Genomic DNA, 10,579 nt, shown 5'->3' with positions numbered 1-10,579 from the left:
ATCCCCCTATTTCGAATTTGTCTTTTTAAAATCACATTAGGTACGTGAAATTTTACTATCTCATTATTGAATAAGGGAACGATGACTACAATACAGCCCCCACCACACTGTTAGTCATGGTTCCACTATCCATTTACTCTCCTTCTAATCCCCAACAACTTAAATACCATTTGTACACTTTACCATCCACACTACCTACGCTGCTATTGAATTTAACATCACTTCCATACTCTTCGTTAAGATCTGATATAACTTTTTTAACTGTTGAGATATCTCCTGAATGTGCTAAGTAAATGTAAAAGTGACCACAACCCGCAATCCTAACCCTTACCTTATTTTCACAAACTTCTTTTAACTTTTCTCGTAATGTAGCAATATACATTCTTCTCATCCTCCTTAAGCTATTATTCTCTGTAAAGCCGCTTTCTTCTTATCCTCATCATGAATTCTCCAACCATCATTAAAATGGTCTATTAACTCCTGATACTTAAATACATCGAATATCGTAACGTACTGATTACTCCCAAAACCTGGCTCTTTCATATACAGCATGAACTCTCTTGTACCTTTGTATCTTGGAATCATCTACTCAGCCCCTTTATGATCTTGTCCATTCACCTAACTTCTTGTCCCATATCACAACGATTAACTCCTGTTTGTTTAAGTACTCCCATAACTTCTTACGCAACGGGAAACCCTCATTGATTGCCTTCTTGCTGCCTTTCACATCAACCGTCTCTACACGACCATCTGAGTACGTTACTTTAAAATCAGGTGTAAACCTCATGGCTGCCTTTTTAGACTTCCCTGACTTCGTTATGCTGCTCTTAATCGTAAATGTTGGAATTAGTTCATATTCGGGATGAACATCTATTTCCAAGACGTCATCCCTTGTTTTTAGGTACTTATAATAGTCACATTCTGTTTTGCTATCGAATTTTATATCATCATATATAACTTCTTTACTTCTAATCTTCGGTTTCGCTGCTTTCTTTCGTTTCTGCTGTTTTCTTTTCTTAATCAACTAATAACCTCACTTTCTATTCCATTCGCTCTTTGCACTCTTCGAGAAAATCAATAACTTCCTGAACATGCTCCCTTGTTGTCATACTCTCCATTAGATATCCTGCATCGTTATAAATATTAACCTTATTTCCTGCAAACACCATTCCACACATTCCGTCTGCACCTAATAGCTTTACGTTACCTTCCATTCTTTTAACCTCGCTTTCAATTCAAAGGATTATTTTGTTCAGTTTTAGATACTCTCATTAATTTTATCGATAAGCTCATTTAATTCTGATTCAGTTTCCATATCTGCTGTATTATCAGCAATCTCCTGTAATTTTGTAGATAGTGCTAATAAAAAACTTGTTGATGCTATCATTTTGAATCCTCCTTATATTCCGCCGCTACAGCCTCAGCTACTTCTATTTCTTTTCTTACTAAATCCTCAATGAAATAAAACGCTGCTTCTTCACCTTCTTCTGCTCTTACATCCTCAAATTGTTCCCTTTGCTTACCTTCTAACTCATATTCAAACGTTACTTTTACTTTCATTTTTCTCTTCCTCCCCTGAATAAAACTCAATATTCCGTCAATACTGTAGACACATGGTTATCCCTATCCTTGGGTGAGCAGTTAGCTTTTGCTAGCTGCTCTTTTAAGTGCGAACAAAGAATGATAAAAATTCAGTGTAACTAAAATGTTCAAAAGTTCCTTTATCATTTTTAACAGCTATACCGACCTCATCTGGTGTTCTGAACATCTTGAAGTCTTCATGATTGAAAAAATATTCTTTATCAGTACTAAATCCTCTTTGATTAGTATGCGGTACTACATACATCCAATTTCTGCACTCTGTCATCAATGAATCTAGTGCGTCCTGTAAAACATCTAAGGTTGCTGCTTTTTTATTTTCAATAATCTTGTCACACCATTTACAAAAAGCTTTTAATATTGGATCTACATTGGAATCACTAAGTTCTCCACCAAATCCAATAAATCCAGTACTGCTAAATGTTATAGCCTCTCTTCTTTTAAAGTAACTACCATCTATTTGAATTCGCGCATACTGCAAACCTTTTTTCAACACTTTTACGTCTTTAAGCCTTAACTTACTCAATTTCATATTCATTTGTTGAGCATATTCCCCTCCGTGCTCAAGATAAGAGGATAATTCTGAAGATATAATTTCTAGCAAACAATTGATATCTTCTTTGTTGATTTTTTCATAACTTAAACCTAAATTTTTAAAATGTGCCCTTGCCATCTCCCTGTCCATTTCAAACATTCCCCTTTTCTACAAAATGAAATTTTTATTACAAAAATTTATTCTTCCTTTTCAATTCAACATTTTCTAATTCAAGCTCACTTATTCTTCTCTGCAATTTTTTTATGGTGTTTATGGCCATATACGCCGTTTCTTTAACTTCTTCTTCATATTCTTCGCGACTCACTTGTCTATCTGTATTACCTCTAAGGTGCCACAATTCTGATAAGGTTTTATCAACTCTCAATTAATCCACCTCGCTTTCTAACCAAATAGCGTTTTTGTTATAAATTAATAATCGTAATCCGTGTCATCAACTGCTATAAAATCCTCATTACAATCCGGGCATGTTGCTTCATAATTCGGATGATACGTATCATCATAAAATCGAAATTGATTTCCTTTTCCGCAATGAGTACATTCCCAGTACCCTTGCATAAAGCCGCTAGTTGTTTCTGGTTTATCGCACCCAACTGAATAAACTAGATATGATATAGTCGGATCGTAATGTTTTGTATACATAAAAGGTGTTAATCCTGGCATCTCTCATTCTCCCTTTCTATCTATCTTCTTTAATAAATGCTATTTCTTCGATAAAAATATCAATCGGTAGCACCCAAGAAACGTACTGATTTTTACATCCGTTCCTATTCCATTTGAAAGTTGGGTCTAATCTATTAGGAAACTTCCCATCAAACTTTCGTATCGTTGAGATTTTGAAATTCTTCATTCCCATAAAATTTTCTTCACCTATTTTTGTCATTTGTCTATTTCTTGTATATCTCATCCGCTCCATTCCCCTCTCAAATAACGATTTTGTTTAAAAACTGCACATATATTAAAAGCATACATATACTAATCATAGTCACCTTTTTATATAAATCTTGGTCATAGAGCGCCTTAAAAAGCGCTCTTTTTATTTAAATAAAGATTTTGTTTAAACTAATGTCCCATCAATTAACAGCGGAAGATTTTCGCATTGATTGAACATTTTAATCCATTCTGAAATGTCATCCTTACCCATTACATCTAAATACTTTGATAGTGCCTGTTCACGCGTGATCTCTACTGGTAAACCTTCTTCCTCTACTTCCTCGAAGCTTTCTCCAGCTACATTTTCAACATATAGCTCAATTGCTTTTTCTTCTCCACCATCTTTAACGGCCATCAAAGCGTAATAATCATGTTTATTAAACTCAAAATATCTCATTATTGTTTTCCCCTCTCGTTTAAAATAAGAATTTTGTTTAGTTTTTAACTTCTGAAAAATGATTTTCAAAGAATGTATGGTCCGATCCGTCATAACAGTGTTTGATAATATGAAGTTCATTTAAATCATTAGTAGCTCGTAATACTTTAACTGGTGTCCATGGGTCTTCTAAGGTCGTTGTATGATGCCTTGCTTTATACAAGTTTCCTTTTGTAAAAACTCTCTTACCGGAATACTTACCGTATTTTTCGTTCGTATTCATAACCACATCTTTGATACAAACTACTTTCATCTCTTATTCTCCTTTTCTCCAAATTAACTATTTGGTCTAAATTACTTGTCTTTGTATTCCATCTCCACAAAATCAGCTAATTCAATTTTCTTCTGCACTTCTTCTTCCAGATAATGAAATACCGCTTCTTCTCCACCTTGTTCTCTAACATAAGAAACCCATTTTTTCTGCGAATCATCTAATTCGAGTTTTATCGTTGCTTTAACAATCATTTTTCATCATCCTCCTTCTACCAAGTAACTATTTTTATTAAGATTTAAGTACTTTGTACGCTATCCCTAATGCATCACCCATCGCATAGCATTCGGGGATCTTGTGGCGATATTTATCATGTAGTTCTTTATCAGCGAAATAGATGGATTTCATAATCTCGCTAGTTCCACATAAGTGTTTACCCATTAGTTTATCGCAGTAGTCTTTATGGGCCTCCGGATGATTAAAACCTATTAACTCCCAAATTTTCATAATGTGCGTTCTATGTTGACTTGCTGTATATGTTTCAATAATCATCATTGCAAAAGCACGGTTATTCTTTGCTACCTCAAAAATATCTTTCTTAAACTCTTTTCTTATTTGTCTATGTTTTCTTTTGACGGTTCTGCGTGATCTGCTTACCACTTCCATATCTCATTCCCCTTTTTGATTAATTTTTGTAAGGCTTCCAATCCCAACTGTCCAAGTTGCATGTTTCCTTCCCGTACACCTTACGTCCACGCCCTTGCTCAACTTTGGTTATTTCGTACCACTTACCAGTATCATCATCTTTTACAACACCTTTACTTGGCTTGTAAGAGAATGAAAACACCTTTTCTCCATCTACATAAAACGGGTACATTTTAATCCTCCTTTTCGATTAAAATAACGCTTTTGTTTAGTTTTATTTACCTGTTAAACACAACTGAATATAATTAGGCACTAACAACAAACGATTTCTTCCATCATCTATATCATGTTTTATATCTTCAATTTTCTTGATTTCCCGCTTAACCTTTTCTATATCCTTTTGAATAACTTCCTCTAACGAAAACACTCCGCCTAGTGCCTCTTTTGTACGTTTTCTTATTTCGTAATCACTTTCCGTTCTTTCCTTAATCTCATCAATTTCAAATCGTTTCTCCTCAATCAAACATTCCAAAGCTTTGAGCAATATAAATCGTTTATTATGTTGTATTTCCATATAGACACCCTCATTTCTTAACAAAATTCAAATTTGGTCTTAATATCCGCTTGCTAACCGATCATAGTTAACTTGATTCTTATCAAAATAACTTTTCTCCATATCTCCGTATGTCATTCCTAATTTCAACCCGATAACTACCAATGCCGCTAAAGAAATAGCATAATCCGTAACGCTATTGAGCTGTGCCTTATAAATAATTTCGAACAATTCATGGTATGAAATCTGTTTTTCGATAGCATAATTTACATCCTTTTCGAATCCGTCTTTAATTTTTTCTAATAAGATAGTTTCTACATGCCCGTACTTATTACCCAAACTCGCCATAAAGTGCATGCAATCTGCCCACTCGTCGTACTGACGCGCTTTATTTGTTGTTTTATTTTTCTTCCAATACTTGAAGAACCCAATCTCATTACTTAACTCACCTAACTCTGTATACAATGCCTGTGTCACGTCTCCAGTTAAGTTTTGTCCTTCTAACCCATGAACCTCAACAACCTTACAATCTAGCTTGTCCTGTGCTTCAAAAATCTTTTGTATGTTCAACATTCCTATCCACTCCTTATAAGTAACTTTTCAGTTTCTTCTTTCTATCCTTCAGTTCTTCCAAAGATTGTTTCGTTTTCTTCCTTTCGCCATCCATCATGACTAGGTGATACTCTAGATTACTAATATCGCTTTCTACCTTTTCAAGCTCACCTTCCAGCTGAATTTGGGTTTCTTTCTTCATGCAATCCCTCCTATTTGATTGGAATTTCTTTGAAGTCATCCTTTCCATACGTACCTAATGTGATGTAACTCTCCCAGTATTTTTCTATCTCCCAAACAAAATCTCGGTGCCATTTGAATGTTTTGTCTAAAATAGGGTTAAGCCCTAACTTCATCCAATGCCTTTGTAATTCGATCTTGTCAGTTGGTTCATTCATCCACATGAATAATGGATCCTTATGAGCTTTTGCTAATTGTCTATTTCGAGTATGTCTCATTATAAAAACCTCCTACAATCCTAATACTTCCATGATTTTGCCGATGTTTTCGTCAAAACCAATCAACGGTTTATAATCTGTCGAACCCTCTTCCGGGTTAATAAGAAAGGTAGGTAATGAATTAGATTTTAATTTTTTCGTAAGAAATTCCATATCGCTTTCATTTTCATCTACATTTCTTTCAATTAACTCAAATTCAACTCCTGGCGGCGTGTTATTAAGCATCGCCTTTGCTCTCATACATTTTGAACATGTATTACCCGTAAACATAATGATCTTAGTTGCCATTCTTATTACCTCTTTCCGCTTCTTGTTTTCTGTAAAACTCTTTAATCGCTTCTTCCCAATACGTGTAGTTACAGCTTGTCATTCTCTTCATTCTCCTTCGCCTCTGCTAATAATTGAGTTACTTCATACGTGCCATGCTCTGTATATTTCATTGTTCTTCCTCCTCATAATCAGATAAGATATCCTCTAATACAGTTGCTGTATCTTCTAACGTGAGCCACTGCCCTCTATGGAATCCGGCTAGCCCTAAATCGCCATTCTCAAATGCTTGGTCCGCTTCTTTCCTACTATCTATTGCCCATTTGTGTAAATTATTGATATACTCCTCAATCGCTTTTCTCATTTTCCCCATCCCCTTTTAATTGGCGTACTTCACTTTGTTCCCGTACTTTATCTGCAATCATCATGGCGAAATTAGCAATATCAGCACACTCTCTTATAATCATGTCCTCGTTTTTAGCATCGTTACCGAAACGTGATAATTCTTGTAAGAGCTCCGTTATTTCTTCTTGCATTCTTTCGAAGAGCCAGTACTTGCCACATTGTTTCCATCCACCCTTGTGATCATTTTCTTGCAATTTACTTTCCATGCACTCTGCAAACCAAATTACTTCATTTCTGATCATTCTCCCCATCCCTTTCCAACAGCCCCGCCAGTTCCTCGCAACTCCCCTCAAAGAGATCGCGCCCATCCGGTAGCTTGAATATATTCTTCTGAATCAATCGCTCTATTAATCTGTCTTGCTCTTGCTCCATGTTGCCTCCCTAGCTGATGTTTCGTTTCTTCCTTGGATTCCATTTCTTTAATGGTGGCGTTGTGATCGCTTCGTCTAATTGCCATCCAAATTCAAAAACTCTTCTTCTTAATGTTTGCCTTGAAATTCCGTTCAATTTTGCTTGCGACACTTGTTCCGGTGTGAATAACGCTCGTTTCCTACCTGATTTTTCACCCATTTCTTTACGTGTCATAACAGGTGTGGTCGCTGCTTTTTCGGGTTCCCATCCGTAACTCAATCTTGATGTAAACGTCTGATAAGAAATCCCGTTCTTTTCCGCAACCCTGCACCACTCTTTTTCCTTTTTCCCCTTCTTATTAACTTGCTTAGTTGCTGCATCTTTATATCTCCATCCAAGATACAACCTACTGTAAAATGTATTTTTTTTAATCCCGTTCTCTACAGCGATTCTCAACCATTTTTCGTGCACCTTATCTACTAACTTGTGCCTAACACTTCCTGGTGTTGCTGTCATGGCAATTTCAATATCCCAGCCTAAAACAAAAACTCGATTGTAAAGAAGTTGTCTACTTATTCCATTAGCTTTTGCCTTTTCATATTCCTCATCAGTTAACCAGCGATCTAAAGCCATTTATACCACCGCCTTTTTAGCTCGATGTTTAATGTTAGGTGGCGCCGTTATAGCGCGCTCTATATCCCATTTAAGTACAAAGACTCTATTCCTTAATGTTCGCTTCCCTATGCCGTTTCTCAGCGCTATTTGGTACTGAGATGGTTTTATAATATCTGTTTTAGAGTGGGCTCTTTTCGTGCATTCTATTGGCGATAATACTGGTGTCGTTGCTGCGTCATTAGGATCCCAGTTATAACGCTTAACCCTTGAGAAAAACGTGTCATATGAGATGCCATTTCGCTGTGCTAAGTCCCATTCTTCTGCATACTTAACTTTCAAACTAACAAATAATGGTTTACTAATTGCTTTTTCTACATCCCATCCATGTACATTAATCCGCTGATCCACTGTACTTTTCTTAATTCCGTTTTGTTTTGCGATTTCGTATTCTTCCCAAGTAGGTACAGGATTGTATTTCATATCGATTCCCCTCTCATTTCAAATATTTAGTAACAAATTTAGGTTCAAACCCATCTTCCAAAAGGATTCGCATCGCTATGGACTTCTTTTGTTCGCGATGCTTTTTGCAAAGTTCTTCAGCCTCGTCCCAACTAAATTCTTTATTTTCATCCCTGTTATAGCGCCATATCGCCGTGACATAGTCTATAAACATATTGAACTTAGGGTCTTCTTTTTCTTTACTTGAAAGCTCATCTGAACTCTTAGCATGACTCGGAATCATCGCACGGACATCTGCGAATCTTTTATTACTTGGCTTGTATTTAACATGAGCTTTCTTTTTGTCAAAAACAGACCCTTTTAACTTTTCTTGCTCCTGACTTTGATTTAGGAATTTTTCGGATGTGCTGATAGCTTTATAATCGAAACTTCCAACGACATCTTCCAGTGTTAATTGCTTCATGCTACTATTCCATCTTTCTCAAGCATTTGTAATCGATACGTTTCTTTCAGTCTCTCGATGACTTCGTGACGTCTTCTATCCACTTCTTCAGGTGTCCGATTCGCCGATTCGCAAATACATGGCGCAAATTGATACATCCCTGTTCCTATATCGTTTCTGATTACTCCCGTTCCTTTACATGCACACATCTTAATTCCCCCTTAGAATGGTAGTGCTTTTCTTCTATAATCCTTTGTATCTTTGAAAACCAACGCTTTAAAGTTATTGAAGATACGTGAAACAATTCGTTCATCGTATGCGCCCTCTAAACGTTCTCCTGTAAGGTTTGTCGTGAATACGGTAGATTTACCTTGCCTTCCATCGAAAACATCGAATAGCACCCTATTAATGAAGTTTGTTGCCTTTGTATTTGCATCTAGTGCTCCTAACTCTGCTCCTAGGTCATCAACTATCAACACATCTGCTCGTACTAACGTCCGTATGATTGAATCCTCAGTTAAGGATGAATCTTTATTGAACGTACTTTTAATCTTCCGTAGCAATTCACCGACTGTTACGAAGACAACTGATATCCCTGCACCTGCAAGTTGATCTGCGATTGCATAAGCGAGATGTGTTTTCCCTGCTCCGCAATTTCCGGCCATAATCGTGTTAAATACCTTCTCATTGAGATAGTCCGTTGCAAGGACCTTTGCAAGATCGAGGTTCTTCGCTCCTTCCTCGCTAGTAGGTTGGTAATTATCAAAGTTAGCTTTCTTAATATTGCTATCGGCAATCATGCTTTGCTGGTGAAACATGAATTTCTTCTCGTTCGCTTTATCTGTATCGTATTTCGCCTGTTCTTGTTGTTGGAGCTTCTTGCTTTCGTTTTCAAGGAAGCAACGAGGGCAAACAACTTGTCCACCGAACTTCATCTTATTCATGCCATGCGTATCACAAACATCAGAATCCATAGTCATATTCACCTTTTTGGCTATATCGGTTGGTATTGCTGCCGCCGCTCTCTGCATTGTTCTTCGCTCCTTTATTTCGTTGGTATTCAGCTTCTAAAACTTCCACATCAGCTAAAGTCTTAATGTTTTTGTTAGCCCACTGTTTTAAGATGCCTTCAGCGTAATTCCACTTCTTCTGTTGCTTTAATGCACGTTCCATAGCTGCTATAACAAGTTCTTCGCTTGTATCTTTAATCCACTGATCTATGCCGTCTGCCATGAATGGATTTAAAACTCCAATATTACTTTCATAGAATGAGAAGGGGTTCTTACTACTACTTATTGTTAAATTAGTATTGTTAAGATTAGTATTGTTAGGGTTCACCTCGTGAACTCCCCCCCGTTCATCTCCTGAACCCCCCCGGTTCATTTGGTAAACTCCCCCGTTCAAATCGTGAACGTCATTGACGTAATAAACGTTGGACATATCGCCTTGTTCTTTAGATGAACGTTTCTCTTTTGTTACGTAACCTATTTCAATTAAAGTGTTTAAAGCTTTGATTACTGTATTCTTTGACATTCCGACTTTCTTTCCGATTGTTGGTAAAGAAGGGAAGCAACTCCCTGTTTCTTGATTTAAATGTCTGCAAAGAACCATGTATACTGCCATTTCTTTATGAGTTAGCCTTGCATCATCTACAATCTCGTTATCTATCATGAAAAATCCGCGTCTTCTTTTATCAATTAATGTCATTTAGTTCACCTTCTTCATCCAACATTCGTAGCTGACATTATCCGTGTATCCGATTGCTCTAAATTCATGTTTCCCTTGAAAACTTCTGCCACTTTGTTCGTAAAACTTACCGTTCTTATAAACCGGTTTAATTGGTGTTAAGAAATCAAAACCTCTCTCAATCAAATCGTTTGTAGCTATTAACATTTCTTTTTGCGTTTGCCTTCTCACAGGTATCTTAAACATCAACCATCACTCCGTTCACAGATAGCAAATCCTTTCGATACTTTCAGGACCCTATAACCTGGGTAGCGTTTTGGATTTATATATTTCAGTACGTTTTGTTTTACTTCGTCTGTTGAATTTGCCTCCTGCCACACCCATTGCGGCAGGAGTACTTTGCTTTGTTTATCG

General features: G+C 36.6%; 30 protein-coding genes. All 30 read right to left on the bottom strand.

The genetic code is table 11. From position 1 onward, the window contains the following. Nucleotides 1-133 precede the first annotated feature (133 nt). On the bottom strand, nt 134-382 hold the full coding sequence (locus JFU54_RS28920; protein ID WP_078205595.1) for a hypothetical protein: 249 nt from the start codon (nt 380-382) through the stop codon (nt 134-136). 14 nt (nt 383-396) lie between these two features. Further along, the gene (locus JFU54_RS28915) at nt 397-585 is read right to left on the bottom strand and encodes a hypothetical protein (protein ID WP_201067603.1); all 189 of its coding nucleotides are present in this window, start codon (nt 583-585) and stop codon (nt 397-399) included. Between the two features lie 13 nt (nt 586-598). Continuing rightward, nucleotides 599-1,024 carry a DUF1064 domain-containing protein gene (locus JFU54_RS28910; protein ID WP_201067602.1) on the bottom strand — a complete coding sequence of 142 codons (426 nt, stop codon included), beginning with the start codon at nt 1,022-1,024 and terminating at the stop codon, nt 599-601. Between the two features lie 16 nt (nt 1,025-1,040). Next, the gene (locus JFU54_RS28905) at nt 1,041-1,214 is read right to left on the bottom strand and encodes a hypothetical protein (RefSeq protein WP_201067600.1); all 174 of its coding nucleotides are present in this window, start codon (nt 1,212-1,214) and stop codon (nt 1,041-1,043) included. 44 nt (nt 1,215-1,258) lie between these two features. Beyond that, on the bottom strand, nt 1,259-1,387 hold the full coding sequence (locus tag JFU54_RS30145) for a hypothetical protein (protein WP_277956434.1): 129 nt from the start codon (nt 1,385-1,387) through the stop codon (nt 1,259-1,261). Then, entirely contained in the window at nt 1,384-1,560 is a 177-nt protein-coding gene (locus JFU54_RS28900) for a hypothetical protein (protein ID WP_201067598.1), read from the bottom strand. The genes JFU54_RS30145 and JFU54_RS28900 overlap by 4 nt, the downstream gene beginning before the upstream one ends. A 103-nt stretch (nt 1,561-1,663) precedes the next feature. Beyond that, a complete protein-coding gene (locus JFU54_RS29975) occupies nt 1,664-2,284 on the bottom strand; it encodes a hypothetical protein (protein WP_242489462.1) in 621 nt (206 codons plus the stop codon). Between the two features lie 37 nt (nt 2,285-2,321). Continuing rightward, nucleotides 2,322-2,519 carry a hypothetical protein gene (locus JFU54_RS28890; protein WP_201067596.1) on the bottom strand — a complete coding sequence of 66 codons (198 nt, stop codon included), beginning with the start codon at nt 2,517-2,519 and terminating at the stop codon, nt 2,322-2,324. Nucleotides 2,520-2,563: 44 nt separating this feature from the next. Then, nucleotides 2,564-2,815 carry a hypothetical protein gene (locus tag JFU54_RS28885; RefSeq protein WP_201067594.1) on the bottom strand — a complete coding sequence of 84 codons (252 nt, stop codon included), beginning with the start codon at nt 2,813-2,815 and terminating at the stop codon, nt 2,564-2,566. A 16-nt stretch (nt 2,816-2,831) separates the two neighbouring features. Continuing rightward, entirely contained in the window at nt 2,832-3,059 is a 228-nt protein-coding gene (locus JFU54_RS28880) for a hypothetical protein (RefSeq protein ID WP_201067613.1), read from the bottom strand. Between the two features lie 150 nt (nt 3,060-3,209). Then, entirely contained in the window at nt 3,210-3,482 is a 273-nt protein-coding gene (locus tag JFU54_RS28875; RefSeq protein WP_201067592.1) for a hypothetical protein, read from the bottom strand. 37 nt (nt 3,483-3,519) lie between these two features. Continuing rightward, nucleotides 3,520-3,774: a hypothetical protein gene (locus JFU54_RS28870; protein ID WP_201067590.1), complete on the bottom strand. Its 255-nt coding sequence runs from the start codon at nt 3,772-3,774 to the stop codon at nt 3,520-3,522. 41 nt (nt 3,775-3,815) lie between these two features. After that, the gene (locus tag JFU54_RS28865) at nt 3,816-3,986 is read right to left on the bottom strand and encodes a hypothetical protein (RefSeq protein WP_163258084.1); all 171 of its coding nucleotides are present in this window, start codon (nt 3,984-3,986) and stop codon (nt 3,816-3,818) included. 37 nt (nt 3,987-4,023) lie between these two features. After that, nucleotides 4,024-4,398: a hypothetical protein gene (locus JFU54_RS28860; protein WP_201067588.1), complete on the bottom strand. Its 375-nt coding sequence runs from the start codon at nt 4,396-4,398 to the stop codon at nt 4,024-4,026. A gap of 19 nt (nt 4,399-4,417) precedes the next feature. Beyond that, nucleotides 4,418-4,609, bottom strand: a complete 192-nt coding sequence (locus tag JFU54_RS28855; RefSeq protein WP_098829942.1) for a hypothetical protein — start codon at nt 4,607-4,609, stop codon at nt 4,418-4,420. A 42-nt stretch (nt 4,610-4,651) separates the two neighbouring features. After that, on the bottom strand, nt 4,652-4,951 hold the full coding sequence (locus JFU54_RS28850; protein ID WP_201067586.1) for a hypothetical protein: 300 nt from the start codon (nt 4,949-4,951) through the stop codon (nt 4,652-4,654). A 39-nt stretch (nt 4,952-4,990) separates the two neighbouring features. Continuing rightward, on the bottom strand, nt 4,991-5,503 hold the full coding sequence (locus tag JFU54_RS28845) for a dUTP diphosphatase (RefSeq protein WP_201067583.1): 513 nt from the start codon (nt 5,501-5,503) through the stop codon (nt 4,991-4,993). A gap of 13 nt (nt 5,504-5,516) precedes the next feature. Then, entirely contained in the window at nt 5,517-5,684 is a 168-nt protein-coding gene (locus JFU54_RS28840; protein WP_201067575.1) for a hypothetical protein, read from the bottom strand. A 10-nt stretch (nt 5,685-5,694) separates the two neighbouring features. Then, nucleotides 5,695-5,940 carry a hypothetical protein gene (locus JFU54_RS28835; RefSeq protein ID WP_201067573.1) on the bottom strand — a complete coding sequence of 82 codons (246 nt, stop codon included), beginning with the start codon at nt 5,938-5,940 and terminating at the stop codon, nt 5,695-5,697. Nucleotides 5,941-5,952: 12 nt separating this feature from the next. Then, the gene (locus JFU54_RS28830) at nt 5,953-6,228 is read right to left on the bottom strand and encodes a glutaredoxin family protein (protein ID WP_201067571.1); all 276 of its coding nucleotides are present in this window, start codon (nt 6,226-6,228) and stop codon (nt 5,953-5,955) included. A gap of 148 nt (nt 6,229-6,376) precedes the next feature. After that, a complete protein-coding gene (locus JFU54_RS28825) occupies nt 6,377-6,571 on the bottom strand; it encodes a glyoxalase (RefSeq protein ID WP_201067569.1) in 195 nt (64 codons plus the stop codon). Continuing rightward, complete coding sequence (locus JFU54_RS28820) at nt 6,555-6,854, bottom strand: hypothetical protein (protein WP_207192750.1); 300 nt, start codon at nt 6,852-6,854, stop codon at nt 6,555-6,557. The genes JFU54_RS28825 and JFU54_RS28820 overlap by 17 nt, the downstream gene beginning before the upstream one ends. After that, entirely contained in the window at nt 6,841-6,984 is a 144-nt protein-coding gene (locus tag JFU54_RS28815) for a Fur-regulated basic protein FbpA (RefSeq protein ID WP_201067567.1), read from the bottom strand. Before JFU54_RS28815 ends, JFU54_RS28820 begins: the two co-directional genes overlap by 14 nt. Nucleotides 6,985-6,993: 9 nt before the next feature. Continuing rightward, nucleotides 6,994-7,596: a nucleoside permease gene (locus tag JFU54_RS28810; protein ID WP_307838323.1), complete on the bottom strand. Its 603-nt coding sequence runs from the start codon at nt 7,594-7,596 to the stop codon at nt 6,994-6,996. Beyond that, nucleotides 7,597-8,058: a hypothetical protein gene (locus JFU54_RS28805; protein WP_201067565.1), complete on the bottom strand. Its 462-nt coding sequence runs from the start codon at nt 8,056-8,058 to the stop codon at nt 7,597-7,599. 13 nt (nt 8,059-8,071) lie between these two features. After that, the gene (locus tag JFU54_RS28800; protein ID WP_201067563.1) at nt 8,072-8,500 is read right to left on the bottom strand and encodes a cell division protein SepF; all 429 of its coding nucleotides are present in this window, start codon (nt 8,498-8,500) and stop codon (nt 8,072-8,074) included. Further along, the gene (locus JFU54_RS28795) at nt 8,497-8,688 is read right to left on the bottom strand and encodes a hypothetical protein (protein WP_201067561.1); all 192 of its coding nucleotides are present in this window, start codon (nt 8,686-8,688) and stop codon (nt 8,497-8,499) included. Before JFU54_RS28795 ends, JFU54_RS28800 begins: the two co-directional genes overlap by 4 nt. A gap of 12 nt (nt 8,689-8,700) precedes the next feature. Next, complete coding sequence (locus JFU54_RS28790; RefSeq protein ID WP_201067607.1) at nt 8,701-9,459, bottom strand: ATP-binding protein; 759 nt, start codon at nt 9,457-9,459, stop codon at nt 8,701-8,703. Continuing rightward, nucleotides 9,443-10,186: a helix-turn-helix domain-containing protein gene (locus tag JFU54_RS28785; RefSeq protein WP_201067559.1), complete on the bottom strand. Its 744-nt coding sequence runs from the start codon at nt 10,184-10,186 to the stop codon at nt 9,443-9,445. The genes JFU54_RS28790 and JFU54_RS28785 overlap by 17 nt, the downstream gene beginning before the upstream one ends. After that, the gene (locus JFU54_RS28780) at nt 10,187-10,411 is read right to left on the bottom strand and encodes a hypothetical protein (RefSeq protein ID WP_098841923.1); all 225 of its coding nucleotides are present in this window, start codon (nt 10,409-10,411) and stop codon (nt 10,187-10,189) included. Nucleotides 10,412-10,579: the final 168 nt, after the last annotated feature.

Source organism: Bacillus sp. TH19 (assembly GCF_016651075.1).
GTDB classification, from domain to species: Bacteria; Bacillota; Bacilli; order Bacillales; family Bacillaceae_G; genus Bacillus_A; species Bacillus_A mycoides.
Note: the sequence above shows the minus strand (reverse complement) of the source record. Positions and strands in the feature narration are given on the sequence as shown.

What these genes read in the sequence shown, in the direction of transcription:
- JFU54_RS28875 (WP_201067592.1), bottom strand. Translation starts at nt 3,482, where the DNA reads ATGAGATATTTTGAGTTTAATAAACATGATTATTACGCTTTGATGGCC.
- JFU54_RS29975 (WP_242489462.1), bottom strand. Translation starts at nt 2,284, where the DNA reads ATGGACAGGGAGATGGCAAGGGCACATTTTAAAAATTTAGGTTTAAGT.
- JFU54_RS28920 (WP_078205595.1), bottom strand. Translation starts at nt 382, where the DNA reads ATGTATATTGCTACATTACGAGAAAAGTTAAAAGAAGTTTGTGAAAAT.
- JFU54_RS28800 (WP_201067563.1), bottom strand. Translation starts at nt 8,500, where the DNA reads ATGAAGCAATTAACACTGGAAGATGTCGTTGGAAGTTTCGATTATAAA.
- JFU54_RS28825 (WP_201067569.1), bottom strand. Translation starts at nt 6,571, where the DNA reads ATGAGAAAAGCGATTGAGGAGTATATCAATAATTTACACAAATGGGCA.
- JFU54_RS28835 (WP_201067573.1), bottom strand. Translation starts at nt 5,940, where the DNA reads ATGAGACATACTCGAAATAGACAATTAGCAAAAGCTCATAAGGATCCA.
- JFU54_RS28880 (WP_201067613.1), bottom strand. Translation starts at nt 3,059, where the DNA reads ATGAGATATACAAGAAATAGACAAATGACAAAAATAGGTGAAGAAAAT.
- JFU54_RS28900 (WP_201067598.1), bottom strand. Translation starts at nt 1,560, where the DNA reads ATGAAAGTAAAAGTAACGTTTGAATATGAGTTAGAAGGTAAGCAAAGG.
- JFU54_RS28915 (WP_201067603.1), bottom strand. Translation starts at nt 585, where the DNA reads ATGATTCCAAGATACAAAGGTACAAGAGAGTTCATGCTGTATATGAAA.
- JFU54_RS28905 (WP_201067600.1), bottom strand. Translation starts at nt 1,214, where the DNA reads ATGGAAGGTAACGTAAAGCTATTAGGTGCAGACGGAATGTGTGGAATG.
- JFU54_RS28805 (WP_201067565.1), bottom strand. Translation starts at nt 8,058, where the DNA reads ATGAAATACAATCCTGTACCTACTTGGGAAGAATACGAAATCGCAAAA.
- JFU54_RS28855 (WP_098829942.1), bottom strand. Translation starts at nt 4,609, where the DNA reads ATGTACCCGTTTTATGTAGATGGAGAAAAGGTGTTTTCATTCTCTTAC.
- JFU54_RS28850 (WP_201067586.1), bottom strand. Translation starts at nt 4,951, where the DNA reads ATGGAAATACAACATAATAAACGATTTATATTGCTCAAAGCTTTGGAA.
- JFU54_RS28870 (WP_201067590.1), bottom strand. Translation starts at nt 3,774, where the DNA reads ATGAAAGTAGTTTGTATCAAAGATGTGGTTATGAATACGAACGAAAAA.
- JFU54_RS28820 (WP_207192750.1), bottom strand. Translation starts at nt 6,854, where the DNA reads ATGATCAGAAATGAAGTAATTTGGTTTGCAGAGTGCATGGAAAGTAAA.
- JFU54_RS28810 (WP_307838323.1), bottom strand. Translation starts at nt 7,596, where the DNA reads ATGGCTTTAGATCGCTGGTTAACTGATGAGGAATATGAAAAGGCAAAA.
- JFU54_RS30145 (WP_277956434.1), bottom strand. Translation starts at nt 1,387, where the DNA reads ATGATAGCATCAACAAGTTTTTTATTAGCACTATCTACAAAATTACAG.
- JFU54_RS28815 (WP_201067567.1), bottom strand. Translation starts at nt 6,984, where the DNA reads ATGGAGCAAGAGCAAGACAGATTAATAGAGCGATTGATTCAGAAGAAT.
- JFU54_RS28830 (WP_201067571.1), bottom strand. Translation starts at nt 6,228, where the DNA reads ATGGCAACTAAGATCATTATGTTTACGGGTAATACATGTTCAAAATGT.
- JFU54_RS28845 (WP_201067583.1), bottom strand. Translation starts at nt 5,503, where the DNA reads ATGTTGAACATACAAAAGATTTTTGAAGCACAGGACAAGCTAGATTGT.
- JFU54_RS28780 (WP_098841923.1), bottom strand. Translation starts at nt 10,411, where the DNA reads ATGTTTAAGATACCTGTGAGAAGGCAAACGCAAAAAGAAATGTTAATA.
- JFU54_RS28785 (WP_201067559.1), bottom strand. Translation starts at nt 10,186, where the DNA reads ATGACATTAATTGATAAAAGAAGACGCGGATTTTTCATGATAGATAAC.
- JFU54_RS28790 (WP_201067607.1), bottom strand. Translation starts at nt 9,459, where the DNA reads ATGACTATGGATTCTGATGTTTGTGATACGCATGGCATGAATAAGATG.
- JFU54_RS28860 (WP_201067588.1), bottom strand. Translation starts at nt 4,398, where the DNA reads ATGGAAGTGGTAAGCAGATCACGCAGAACCGTCAAAAGAAAACATAGA.
- JFU54_RS28865 (WP_163258084.1), bottom strand. Translation starts at nt 3,986, where the DNA reads ATGATTGTTAAAGCAACGATAAAACTCGAATTAGATGATTCGCAGAAA.
- JFU54_RS28885 (WP_201067594.1), bottom strand. Translation starts at nt 2,815, where the DNA reads ATGCCAGGATTAACACCTTTTATGTATACAAAACATTACGATCCGACT.
- JFU54_RS28840 (WP_201067575.1), bottom strand. Translation starts at nt 5,684, where the DNA reads ATGAAGAAAGAAACCCAAATTCAGCTGGAAGGTGAGCTTGAAAAGGTA.
- JFU54_RS28795 (WP_201067561.1), bottom strand. Translation starts at nt 8,688, where the DNA reads ATGTGTGCATGTAAAGGAACGGGAGTAATCAGAAACGATATAGGAACA.